This window comes from Parabacteroides provencensis, from assembly GCF_900232875.1.
GTDB classification, from domain to species: domain Bacteria; phylum Bacteroidota; class Bacteroidia; order Bacteroidales; family Tannerellaceae; genus Parabacteroides; species Parabacteroides chinchillae.
Map to the genome: position 1 here is coordinate 1 of NZ_LT960495.1, position 12,955 is coordinate 12,955.

Sequence of the window (12,955 nt, forward strand, 5' to 3'; positions counted from 1 at the left end):
AGGATGCATCAGCCCAGGCAATTTATGGTTCGCGTGCTGCAAATGGTGTGATTTTGGTTACTACCAAACGTGGTGCAAGTGGTGACTCTTATCGCAGTAATATCGAATTCGATATGAGTGTAGGATTTCAAGCAGCTTCTAAAACGTATGATATGTTGGATGCCGAAGGTTTCATGGAATATAAAAACCGTGCCTATGCCGCTGCAGGAAAAGAACTAACAGAAGATTTTGCCACACCAGAAAAGCGTGAAGCTATCTTATCTTTCCTGGAAAAGAATGGAGGACGTCAAGGTACCAACTGGTGGGATGCTATCACAAATAAACCGAAAGATGCTATGAATCAAACTTATAATTTAGCATTATCGGGTGGAACAAATAAACTGAGATACCGTACAAGTTTTGGATATATGAACCATCAAGGTCTTGTAAAGAGTTCTGAGTATAAACGTTTAAATGGTCGTTTAAATGTTGATTCAGAAGTAACAAAATGGTTTAACTTATCGGCCAATGTAAATGTATCATATGAATCCAGAAGAAATATTGCAGAAAATGATTCATATACGGCAACCGTATTTTCTACAGCTTCGGCAGACCCTATTACACCTATTTACCGTGATAATCTGGTAGATGTTCCTGACTTTTTGAAAGATCGAATTTATAATAGTTATGAGCCGGCTAATCCATGGTCACGTTACACAGGTGTTCTCTATTCAAACAAGCCAAACACAGTAGCTCAGGTAGATCGTTCTGCTTTGAACGAATGGCATAGTATTGCAACAAAGAGTAATATCGCAGGAGAGTTCAAGCTATTTCCATTTTTAACATTTAAGTCAAGTATGTCCATAGATTTGATTCGTAGTCAAAAGGACACATTTACTCCTAAATATTATTTGGATGGTGATGAATATAGTTCATTTGCAACCGCTGGCCGAGAGCTTGAAAATACAGATTACTGGGTATTTGACAACTATTTAACCTATAATCAAAAGTTTGACAAACATAATGTGTCTGTAATGGCTGGTACTTCTGCCGAAAAGAATCGTTATGAAATATATCTATGCGACTAAGGAAGGCATGGTTAATAATGACTGGGGGCAACAGGTTCTTGATGCAGGAACTCAAAATCCGACAGCCAGAGGTTATTACAGAATTAATACACTGAACTCTTATTTTGGTCGTGCTTTCTATTCTTTTGATAACCGCTATATGGTTACAGCCAATATCCGTTGGGATGGTTCTTCCCGATTTGCAGATGGCAACCGTTGGGGATTCTTCCCATCCGTATCCGGAGGTTGGAATTTCTCAGAAGAAAGTTTCGTGAAGAGTTTTGCCGAAAACTGGCTGTCACAAGGTAAATTAAGAGTTGGTTGGGGTGAAATTGGTAACCAAACCATTGCTGATGGTGCTTATTTGAATACATTTGGAAATAGTTATTACTATTTATTTGGAAATAACAACACACAATTAACAGGCTACCGTACTCAAGTAGGTAACCCTGATTTAAAATGGGAAACAACCCGCCAGTTAGACTTAGGTTTGGATTTAGCATTCTTACAAGGCTCATTGAGATTTACATTTGATTATTTCAATCGTGATACAAAAGATATGTTAGTGAAAGTTCCTGTTCCGTCAGGTTTGGGATTCCCAAATACTCCATGGGTGAATGCGGGTAGTATCAGTAATAAAGGTTTTGAAGTAGCTATTGGATATGATGGAAAAGCAAAAGATTTTACATATCATATCAATGCTAATGTGTCCACTTATAAGAATAAAGTAAAAGATTTAGGTAGCAGTGGAAATATTCCAGGAAAAGATGTTCATTTGGGATACTACAATTATACAATGACTGAAGCCGGCAAGCCAATTGGTTATTACTATGGTTACAAAATGGATGGAGTATTCCAGACCCAGGAAGAAATTGATAACTATAAGAATAATGGAAAAGTGGTTATGCCGAATGCAAAACCAGGAGACTTGAAGTTTGTTGACCAAAATAAAGATGGTAAATTGGATGATGAAGATCGTGGAATGATAGGTAATCCTCATCCCGACTTTACATTTGGTATCACATTAGGTGCCGAATATAAAGGCTTCGACTTCTCTGCATTCTTCCAGGGATCAGTAGGAAACGATTTGTTGAATATTTTGAAATATGATATTTATGGCGGTGTTGGTTGGTATAATGCCCCTAAAGATATTTTGACTACATTCTGGAATGGTCCGGGTAGCACAAATGAGAACTTTGCAATCGATGCCGACAGCCGTTTGAATCGTGAAATGTCTGATTGGTTTGTAGAAGACGGATCTTATGTTCGTCTGAAAAACTTGCAGGTTGGTTATACAATTCCGTCTTCTATCACAAAGAAAATAACAATCAACAATTTGCGAGTATTTGTTGCTGCACAGAACTTGTTTACCATTACAGGTTATTCCGGTCTGGATCCAGAAATTGGAGAATTCAATCAAAATCCTATCTATAGAGGTGTTGACATGGGGTATTATCCACAACCAAGGACCTTTATGTTTGGTATTAGTATGAAACTATAAAAACGGATGTTTTATGAAATCAATAATAAATTTAGGAAGAGTATGCGCGGTAGCTTTATTCGCCGGTACTTTCATGACAAGTTGTAGCTCCGATTTTTTAGATCGACCACCGGTTGCTACAGTGGACGAATCTACTTATCTGAATTCTGAAAATGGAGGCTTTAAGCTATTAATGAAATGTTATCATCCAATTACAGAACACTGGACTTATCAACAAATGAAGTTCGATATAGGAGACCAGTTGACTGATGATTGTACAAAAGGAGGTTCGGATGCAGCTGACCGCGTTGTAATTACGGAAGTTTCACGTGGTAATCCTACTACAACGAGTAGTATGCTAACTGACCTATGGAATCACCGTTATGGAACAGCTATTTCTGCATGTAACGTGTTTCTATCTCTGGTTACTCCGGAAACTCAATTAATAAAAGATGGAGGAGCTTTAGTTACAACTGCTGAAAAGCAACGTTGGATAGCGGAAGCTAAGTTTTTACGTGCATTTTACTATTTTGATCTGGCTACAATATTTGCAAATGTGCCTATTATTGACAAACCATTGAATGCAACAGACAAAAGTAGTATCACCAAATCAGATAAGGAAGAGGTTCGAAAATTCATTCTAGCAGATTTAGATGCTGCAATTGCAGAAACTAATCTACCTGGATCAAGTGCAATTCCTGCATCAGATTTTGGTCGTATTTCCAAAGAAGCGGCCATGTCTTTCCGTGCCCGTGTTAAAATGTTCTTTGGCGACTATGAAGGGGCTAAATCTGATTTGAAGGCAGTTGTGGATGGTGGCCAATTTGATTTGATTAGTGATTATCAGACTCTATTTAATAGTGCAACTGATGGCTATATGTCAAAGGAAGCTATTTTCCTTACAACACGTGCATATCTTCCTGGCTATGTATCAGGTAGCGTTGTTCCTCAGATGTGTATTGGTCGTAACACAACCGGAGGTTGGGGCGGAGAATGTCCTACAACTAATTTGGTAAATGAGTATGAAGTAGGTGACCCTCGTTTGACACATACAATTATGTCATCCGGTGATATTTTCTATAAAGGAGATGGCGTAACAACAGAAACTCACGATTATTCAGGCTACGATAACCTTCCACAACAACACAACCGTAAAATGTGGATTGATTATTCAAGAAGACCAACCGGTGGTTTATTAGATACAGACTGGTCATTCTATCATATCCGTTATGCTGATGTATTGTTAATGTACGCAGAATGTTTGATTGAGACAGGCGGTGATAAACAATTAGCTGTCGATTTAATTAATAAGGTTCGTTATCGTGCATTTGTAACCACTTCTCCTACTGATAAGTTTGCTCAATTCCGTAAGTTTAATGTACCGGATGATAAAAAGGTAACGGAAGAAGTGTTTAATGCAAAATACAAAGTGAAAGTATCAGACGATTTACGCAAAGCTGTCCGTCACGAACGTCGTGTTGAATTAGCAGGAGAAGGTCTTCGTCTTTATGACTTGCTTCGTTGGGGAACTTTTGTTTCAACTATGCAGGCATTCAGCAAAACAAAAGAAGGAATATATTCTGGAGCAGGCTCAAATGTTACGGATAAAACATGGCCATATCCTATTCCTCAAGCTGAAATTGACAATGTAGGTGGTTCCTTAACTCAGAACGATAATTATTAGTAATTGATTATTTCCTTATCTTTAAGGCCATATTCCAAATAAGGATATGGCCTTATTTTTTACTATTTAAACCATTTATATATGAAGAAAATCAAATTAATCATTTTGGTATGTCTAATGCCATTCCTGTCATTTGCTAAAACAGTATATCTGGATCAATTAGATTTAGGGTATATGTTACAAGACTGGGGGATACCTTTAGCTAATAAGTCAGTTATGGGAACATCTCTGCAAGTAAATGGAGTAAAGTATGAGCGCGGTATAGGATCCCATTCTGTCAGTCGTTTTTTATTAAATTTGGAAGGAAAAGCAAAAACATTTTCCGGTCTGGCCGGTGCAGACGATCATAATGATTTTGGAGGAAACCTCGAATTTCAGGTTCTTGCTGATCAACAATTAGTATGGAGCAGTGGAATACTTCACAAAGGGATGCCAGCTGTGCCCTTTAATATTAATCTAAAAGGAGTAAAGAAACTGGCATTGTTGATTAAAGAATCCGGAGATGGGATTATGTATGACCATGCGGATTGGCTTAATGCAAAGATTGAAACCTCTGGTTCTGTGATACCAGAGCCGGTTATGCCCAAACCTCGTAAAGGCGAAAAATATATCCTTACACCATGTCCTGGCGCAACTCCCCGTATCAATAGCGCAAAAGTGTTTGGAATAAGACCCGGAAGCCCCTTTTTATATACTATAGCAGCCACAGGAGATCGTCCAATGAAGTTTTCAGCAGTTAATCTTCCGGAAGGACTGACTTTAGATCCTGAAACAGGCTTTATACGGGGCAAATTAATAAAGCAAGGCACATTTAATGTAATCCTGAAAGCTGAAAATAGTGTTGGACAAGATATACGTCCCTTACGTATCGAGGTTGGAAATGAGATTTGTCTTACTCCTCCGATGGGATGGAATAGCTGGAATTGTTGGGGATTACAGGTAAACGACCAAAAGGTAAAAGATGCTGCAGATTATATGGCCCGCAATTTAATTAACCATGGATGGACTTATGTTAATATAGATGATGGATGGGAGTCAGGAGAACGTACTTCTGAAGGTGTGTTGATGGGCAATGAGAAATTTCCTGATTTTAAAGACTTAAGTGATTACATTCATAGCCGTGGGTTAAAGTTCGGAATCTATTCATCCCCGGGTCCTCTTACTTGCGGAGGTCATTTGGGCAGCTATCAACATGAGCAAATTGATGCCGAGACATGGGCTGCCTGGGGTATCGATTACCTTAAATATGATTATTGCTTGTATACACAAGTTGCTCCGGTTCCTACGGAAGAAATAATAAAAGAACCTTATACTGTAATGCGTAAAGCATTGGATAAAGTAAACCGCGATATTGTTTATTGTGTTGGCTATGGAGCTCCTAACGTATGGAATTGGGGTAGTGATGCCGGAGGCAATCAATGGCGTACAACTCGTGATATTACAGATGAATGGAATGTTGTACGTAGTATCGGCTTCTTCCAGGATGTTTGCGCACAGGCAACCCGGCCAGGTAAATATAATGATCCGGATATGCTTGTGGTAGGTAAACTTGGATTGGGTTGGGGAGCAAGAGCACACGACTCTTATCTTACTCCTGATGAACAATATTCGCATATAAGTTTATGGTGCATCTTGTCTGCTCCGTTATTAATAGGCTGTGATATGAATGAAATGGACGAATTTACCACCAACTTACTTACAAATGATGAAGTTTTGGCTGTAAACCAGGATCCATTAGTTATGCCTGCATGTAAGATTATAACTGAAAACGGACAAATCTGGTATAAATACTTGGAGGATGGCTCGGTTGCAATAGGATTTTTTCATACCAATCCGTATGCTATCTATTGGGATCAAACAGATGATGTACAAAGTCGTAAATATAAATTCGACCTGGATTTCAAGTCTATCGGGCTGAATGGAAAATATACGGTACGAGATTTATGGCGTCAGAAAGATATTGCATCGTCTCAAACTTCCTTTAATACCGAAGTCCCTTATCATGGAGTAACATTTGTTAGATTAATTCCTGAATAAAGTCTGTAAAATGATTCAAAATCAGGTATGTAATAACGTCTAAAGAATTATTGCATGCCTGATTTTTTCTATTTTTTCACTTTAATATGATCAAAACCTTCTCCATAGACACCAATAACTGCACTTTGCGAAACAAAAGCATTCGGATCAATATCATTAATAATGCGAAAAATAGTTGTGGACTGCCGTTTTTTAGCCAGAACAAACATTATTTTTTGCTCTTGTCCTGTGTAAAGACCTGTTGCGTCAATAACAGTAACGCCACGGTGCAGTGCATTAATCTCAGTCCCGATCTCTTTATATTTTTTCGAGATAATAAAAAACTGAACTGATTGGCGGGCACTATTCACAATCTGGTCAAGTACAAAACTACATACGTATAATGTAACAAAACCATAAACAACTTTTTCCCAATCTTTCAACACAAAATAACTGGACGTAATAATAATCATATCGCATATCATTACCACACGTCCTAAAGTAATATCCCGGTATTTATTGATAATTGCAGCAATAATATCTGTTCCTCCCGTACTTCCATTGGATGAAAAGGCTATACCTATACCACTACCACAAAAGGAAGCTCCTAATACACAAGCCATAAAAGGCTGATCATGTAAAAGATGCAACCCGGCAGTCAGCTTTTGAATCACAGACAAGAAAAAGGTCAGCACAAATACTGCAAAGATAGTTTTAATGCTGAAACGAAATCCTAAAATCTTCAATGCAAGCAGGAGCAGAATACCATTTATAACAAAATAGGTATACTGCACCGGAAACCCTGTAGCCCAATAAATTATAGAGGCAATGCCCGGTACCCCGCCTGTTGTAATGTCGTTAGGCAAAAGAAATACAGTCCAGCCGATACCGTAAAGTACCATACCGAGGGCTATCATCAGATAATCCCTCATTTCCCTCCACATGACTTGCCGTGAAGTCGTTAATAAAGTAGGATTCATTTTATTTTTGAATTTATGCGGCTGCAAAAGTAGTGAAAGATTATTTATGCCGGAACATCCAGTCCAGATAATCAGGTTCCGCAAATGCATTATCCCAACTATTATGATCGACACCGGGATATTCTTTATAACGAACATCTACACCTGCCTTTTTCAATGTTTCATAAGCATCACGCGAAAATTGTACATCTACCACACTATCATCTGCTCCATGGTAGATACTAAAAGCTGTTTTACCTTTGAAATTTGTTAAACGTTGCAAGTTTGCCCCGCCACATATAGGAGTTGCAGCCGCAAAAAGATTAGGGTAACGGCAAACCAAATCAAATGTTCCCATTCCACCCATAGAAAGACCGGTAATATAAATACGTTTTGTATCTACAATTCCTTTAGCTATATAACTGTCTAAAAGTTCTTTAACGGCAGCCATTGTTTTTGTAATCGGAGCTACCGTAGGATAATAACGTTTTTCGCCCTCTTTTTCAGGTCGTTGATAAGATGACCACCATAGATCTTTCGGACACTGCGGAGCAATAACAATTGCCGGATATTTGGACTGGTTAGTATATGAAGCAAACATATCACCTCCATGAAACAATTGCGCCTCATTATCATCTCCTCTTTCCCCTGCACCGTGCAAAAATAGGATGACAGGATATTGCTGATCCGGACAATAATTTTCAGGATACAATACCCGATAATTCAATTTATAACCATTTGCAGCAGTAAACTGTTTTTTAAGAAAACTGGCTTTATCTCCGGCATACGAAGTGATAGAAAATAACAGGCATAGTGCCACGAAAAAAAATGAATTCAGTGTTTTCATAATACTTATTTTAGATTAATGATAGAACCAGAAAACAAATGTAATTGATTATCTCTTAGTTGGTGGTTTGTATCTTAATAATTTTTGTTTTAAAACAAAAAGCCATGCTCTTTTTGAGCATGGCTTTAAGATCAACAACTTATTATTTAATTGTAATTATCATTTTGCGTTAAAGAACCGCCTATATAATCAATTTCAGCTTGAGGAATAGGATATGGCCATGTTTTATCTGTAACATTAGAACCTGCTCCAGAATATATTCCTTCTTTTGTTTTGCTGAATGCCTGCATAGTTGAAACAAAAGTTCCCCAACGAAGCAAGTCATAAAGACGAAGACCTTCTCCTGCTAATTCAACACGACGTTCGTGACGGACAGCTTTGCGTAAATCGTCTGATACTTTCACTTTGTATTTTGCATTAAATACTTCTTCCGTTACCTTTTTATCATCCGGTACATTAAACTTACGGAATTGAGCAAACTTATCAGTAGGAGAAGTGGTTACAAATGCACGATAACGAACCTTATTAATTAAATCGACAGCTAATTGTTTATCACCGCCTGTCTCAATCAAACATTCTGCGTACATTAACAATACATCAGCATAGCGGATATGATNACTTATCAGTAGGAGAAGTGGTTACAAATGCACGATAACGAACCTTATTAATTAAATCGACAGCTAATTGTTTATCACCGCCTGTCTCAATCAAACATTCTGCGTACATTAACAATACATCAGCATAGCGGATATGATAGAATGACCAGTCTGTATCTAATAAACCACCGGTTGGTCTTCTTGAATAATCAATCCAAAGCTTACGATTATGTTGTTGCGGAAGATTATCATATCCCGAATAATCATGCGTTTCAGTTGTAACACCATCACCTTTGTAGAAAATATCACCGGATGACATAATCGTATGGGTCAAACGTGGATCACCCACTTCATATTCATTTACCAAATTAGTTGTAGGGCATTCTCCGCCCCAACCACCGGTTGTGTTACGACCGATACACATCTGAGGAACTACACTACCTCCTGTATAATTAGGAATATAAGCACGGGTAGTGATAAATACTGCTTCTTTAGACATATAGCCTTCTGCCGCACTGTTAAACAAAGTCTGGTAGTCATTAATCAAATCAAACTGACCTCCGTCAACAACAAGTTTTAAGTCTGCTTTTGCTCCTTCATAATCACCAAAAAACATTTTTACGCGAGCGCGGAAAGACAAAGCAGCCTCTTTGGATACACGACCTATATCAGAAACTGGAATAGCATTTGCACTTGGCAAGTTTGCCTCGGCAATAGCTGCATCTAAATCCGAAAGGATAAATTTTCGAACCTCTTCTTTGTCAGACTTTGTAATCGTATTTTTGTCTACTGCATTCAAAGGCTTGTCTATAATAGGCACATTAGCAAACATCATAGCCAAGTCAAAGTAATAAAATGCGCGTAAAAACTTAGCTTCCGCTATCCAACGTTGCTTTTCAGCAGTCGTAACTAATGCACCTCCATCTTTTATCAATTGCGTTTCAGGAGTAACCAATGATAAGAATACGTTACATGCAGAAATGGCTGATTGATAACGATGATTCCATAAGCTTAGCAACATACTACTGGATGCGGCCGGATTGCCTCGCGTTACTTCGGTAATAACAACACGGTCTGCAGCATCAGATCCTCCCTTGGTACAGTCATCTGTTAACTGGTCGCCCATGTCGAATTTCATTTGTTGATAGTCCCAATGATTAACGATTGGCTGATAACAATTTATTAATAGCTTAAAGCCTCCATTTTCAGAATTCAGATAAGTTGTCTCATCTACCGAACCTACAGTAGGACGATCCAGAAAATCTGCATTACAGCTTGTCATCAAAGTACCTGCGAATAAAGCTACCGCACATACTTTTCCTAAATTTATTATTGATTTCATAATACATCCGTTTTTAAAGTTTCATACTGATACCAAACATAAAGGTTCTTGCCTGCGGATAATATCCCATATCAACTCCTCTATAGATAGGATTTTTATTAAACTCACCAATTTCAGGGTCCAGACCGGAATAACCTGTGATGGTAAATAAATTCTGTGCAGCTACGAATACGCGAAGGTTATTCAATGTGATCTTCTTTGTGATAGAAGAAGGAATCGTATAACCAATCTGCAGGTTTTTCAGACGAATATAAGAACCGTCTTCAATAAACCATTCAGACATTTCACGATTCAAACGGCTGTCAGCATCGATTGCAAAGTTCTCATTTGTGCTACCCGGACCATTCCAGAATGTTGTTAATATGTCTTTAGGAGCATTATACCAACCAACACCTCCATAGATGTCATATTTCAAAATATTCAACAGGTCATTTCCTACTGATCCCTGGAAGAATGCAGAGAAGTCGAAGCCTTTATATTCGGCACCTAATGTGATACCAAATGTAAAGTCGGGATGCGGGTTACCTATCATTGTCCGGTCTTTGTCATCCAACTGTCCGTCTTTATTCAAATCCTGGAATTTTAAGTCACCCGGTTTTGCATCCGGCATAACCATTTTTCCATCATTTTTATAGTTGTCAATTTCTTCCTGAGTTTGGAATACTCCATCAGTTTTGTAACCATAGTAATAACCTATAGGTTTTCCCACTTCGGTCATAGTATATGTGTAGTATCCTAAGTGAACTCCTTTACCCGGAATATTGGCATCACTACCAAGACTTTTTACTTTATTCTTGTAAGTAGAAACATTAGCGTTTACATGATAAGTAAAGTCTTTCCCTGCTTTTCCATCATAACCGATAGAAACTTCAAAACCTTTATTACTGATACTACCTGCATTTACCCATGGAGTATTTGGGAAACCTAAACTGGCAGGGTTAGGAACTTGTACCAACATGTCCTTCGTTTCACGATTATAATAATCTAAAGTTAATCTCAACGAACCTTGAAGAAATGCTAAATCCAAACCAAGGTCAAGCTGGCGTGTTGTTTCCCATTTCAAGTCTGGGTTTCCTACTTGATTTCTTGCACCACTCAAGATAGTATTACCACTTCCAAACAGATAATAACCACCATTTGCAAATGTATTCAGATAGGCACCATCACCAATGGTTTGGTTACCAATTTCTCCCCAACCGGCTCTTAATTTACCTTGAGACAGCCACTTTTCAGCAAAACTCTTTACAAAACTTTCTTCTGAGAAATTCCAACCTCCTGATACGGATGGGAATACACCCCAACGGTTGCCATCTGCAAATCGGGAAGAACCATCCCAACGGATATTGGCTGTAACCATATAACGGTTATCAAAAGAATAGAAAGCACGGCCGAAGTATGAGTTTAGAGTGTTGATTACATGGTATCCTCCAGCTCCCGGATTCATTGTACCTGCATTTATAATCTGTTGGTTAGGCTCATTGTTAATCATTCCTTGCTTAGAGGCGCTGATTACTTCATATTTTTTCTTTTCTGCAGAAGTACCAGCCATTACAGACACATTATGTTTGTCAAACTTTTGATTATAGGTTAAATAGTTATCAAATACCCAATAATCTGTGTTATAGACATTCCGGCTTGCAGTTGCAAAAGAATTGTATTCATCACCATCCAGATAATATTTAGGATTAAAACCATCAGATTGTGCACGAATCAAATCAAGAGCAATACTTGATTTGAATGTCAAAAATGGAAATAGCTTGAACTCTCCTGCGATATTACTCTTTGTTGATACTTCATGCCAAACATTTAAAGCATGACGATCAACCTGAGCTACTGTGTTTGGCTTGTTTGAATAGAGAACACCTGTGTAACGTGACCATGGATTAGCCGGTTCATAGCCATTATAAATACGATCTTTCAAAAAGTCAGGAACATCTACCAGATTATCTCTATAGACAGGAGTAATAGGGTCTGCAGCAGCTGTAGAAAATACGGTTGCCGTATATGAATCATTTTCTGTAATATTTCTTCTGGCTTCATAAGCCACATTCACATTAGCAGATAAGTTAAACCATTTTGTTACTTCTGAATCAACATTCAAACGGCCATTCAAACGTTCATATTCCGAACTTTTTACAAGACCTTTATGATTCATATATCCAAAACTGGCACGGTATCTCAGTTTATTTGTTCCACCCGATAATGCTAAATTATAAGTTTGATTCATAGCATCTTTCGGTTTATTTGTGATAGCATCCCACCAGTTGGTACCTTGACGTCCTCCATTCTTTTCCAGAAAAGATAAGATAGCTTCACGCTTTTCCGGTGTGGCAAAGTCTTCTGTTAGTTCTTTTCCTGCAGCGGCATAGGCACGGTTTTTATATTCCATGAAACCTTCGGCATCCAACATATCATACGTTTTAGAAGCTGCTTGGAATCCTACACTCATATCGAATTCGATATTACTGCGATAAGAGTCACCACTTGCACCACGTTTGGTAGTAACCAAAATCACACCATTTGCAGCACGCGAACCATAAATTGCCTGGGCTGATGCATCCTTCAATACTTCAATGTTTTCAATATCGCGTGGGTTCAACCAGCCAATACCATCTTGAGGCATACCGTCCACTACATATAGCGGATCATTACCATTTAATGTACCGATACCACGAACACGAACGTCTCCTAATGAACCCGGACTTCCTGAGTTTGCAGTAATAGATACACCAGCTACCTTACCTTGCAATGCATCGGAAGCACTTCGAAGAGGTAACGCTGCGATCTCATCTCCTTTAATCTGGGAAATAGCACCCGTTAAATCACTTTTCTTGAATGAACCGTAACCTACTACTACGACTTCATCCAGTTTCTGGGTGTCTTCTGACAATGTGATGTTTACACTGTTTTTATTTCCTATGTTAATATTTTGTGAGTTGTAACCGATATATGAAAATTCCAAAACAGCATTGGCTGGAACACCGT

Annotated in this window: 8 protein-coding genes and 1 pseudogene; 4 read left to right on the forward strand and 5 right to left on the reverse strand. The window is 38.3% G+C overall.

The window, feature by feature from the left end:
* The 4 genes and pseudogenes from CTY47_RS17500 to CTY47_RS16405 form a co-directional block, all read left to right on the forward strand.
* A pseudogene (locus tag CTY47_RS17500) lies at positions 1-1,067 on the forward strand (SusC/RagA family protein); the annotation flags it as partial.
* Positions 1,045-2,547, forward strand: a complete 1,503-nt coding sequence (locus CTY47_RS17505) for a SusC/RagA family TonB-linked outer membrane protein (RefSeq protein ID WP_233202224.1) — start codon at positions 1,045-1,047, stop codon at positions 2,545-2,547. The pseudogene CTY47_RS17500 and the gene CTY47_RS17505, both read left to right, overlap by 23 nt.
* A 13-nt stretch (positions 2,548-2,560) precedes the next feature.
* Complete coding sequence (locus tag CTY47_RS16400) at positions 2,561-4,210, forward strand: RagB/SusD family nutrient uptake outer membrane protein (protein ID WP_099465863.1); 1,650 nt, start codon at positions 2,561-2,563, stop codon at positions 4,208-4,210.
* A gap of 81 nt (positions 4,211-4,291) precedes the next feature.
* Complete coding sequence (locus CTY47_RS16405) at positions 4,292-6,247, forward strand: NPCBM/NEW2 domain-containing protein (protein ID WP_099465864.1); 1,956 nt, start codon at positions 4,292-4,294, stop codon at positions 6,245-6,247.
* A gap of 68 nt (positions 6,248-6,315) precedes the next feature.
* On the opposite strand, the gene CTY47_RS16410 is transcribed toward CTY47_RS16405, so the two are convergent.
* The 5 genes from CTY47_RS16410 to CTY47_RS16430 form a co-directional block, all read right to left on the reverse strand.
* A complete protein-coding gene (locus CTY47_RS16410; RefSeq protein ID WP_099465865.1) occupies positions 6,316-7,206 on the reverse strand; it encodes a YitT family protein in 891 nt (296 codons plus the stop codon).
* 40 nt (positions 7,207-7,246) lie between these two features.
* Complete coding sequence (locus CTY47_RS16415; RefSeq protein ID WP_099465866.1) at positions 7,247-8,032, reverse strand: carboxylesterase family protein; 786 nt, start codon at positions 8,030-8,032, stop codon at positions 7,247-7,249.
* A 146-nt stretch (positions 8,033-8,178) separates the two neighbouring features.
* Positions 8,179-8,619, reverse strand: coding sequence for a RagB/SusD family nutrient uptake outer membrane protein (locus CTY47_RS16420; protein WP_233202225.1), 441 nt, complete (start codon positions 8,617-8,619; stop codon positions 8,179-8,181).
* 10 nt (positions 8,620-8,629) lie between these two features.
* Positions 8,630-9,970, reverse strand: a complete 1,341-nt coding sequence (locus CTY47_RS16425; protein ID WP_099465867.1) for a RagB/SusD family nutrient uptake outer membrane protein — start codon at positions 9,968-9,970, stop codon at positions 8,630-8,632.
* A 13-nt stretch (positions 9,971-9,983) separates the two neighbouring features.
* The coding region (locus CTY47_RS16430) for a SusC/RagA family TonB-linked outer membrane protein (protein ID WP_099465868.1) at positions 9,984-12,955 on the reverse strand (2,972 nt) is incomplete at its 5' end.

Excerpts from the sequence above, each read along its gene's own strand:
- CTY47_RS17505 (WP_233202224.1), top strand. The coding sequence starts at position 1,045 with ATGAAATATATCTATGCGACTAAGGAAGGCATGGTTAATAATGACTGG.
- CTY47_RS16400 (WP_099465863.1), top strand. The coding sequence starts at position 2,561 with ATGAAATCAATAATAAATTTAGGAAGAGTATGCGCGGTAGCTTTATTC.
- CTY47_RS16405 (WP_099465864.1), top strand. The coding sequence starts at position 4,292 with ATGAAGAAAATCAAATTAATCATTTTGGTATGTCTAATGCCATTCCTG.
- CTY47_RS16410 (WP_099465865.1), bottom strand. The coding sequence starts at position 7,206 with ATGAATCCTACTTTATTAACGACTTCACGGCAAGTCATGTGGAGGGAA.
- CTY47_RS16415 (WP_099465866.1), bottom strand. The coding sequence starts at position 8,032 with ATGAAAACACTGAATTCATTTTTTTTCGTGGCACTATGCCTGTTATTT.
- CTY47_RS16420 (WP_233202225.1), bottom strand. The coding sequence starts at position 8,619 with ATGTACGCAGAATGTTTGATTGAGACAGGCGGTGATAAACAATTAGCT.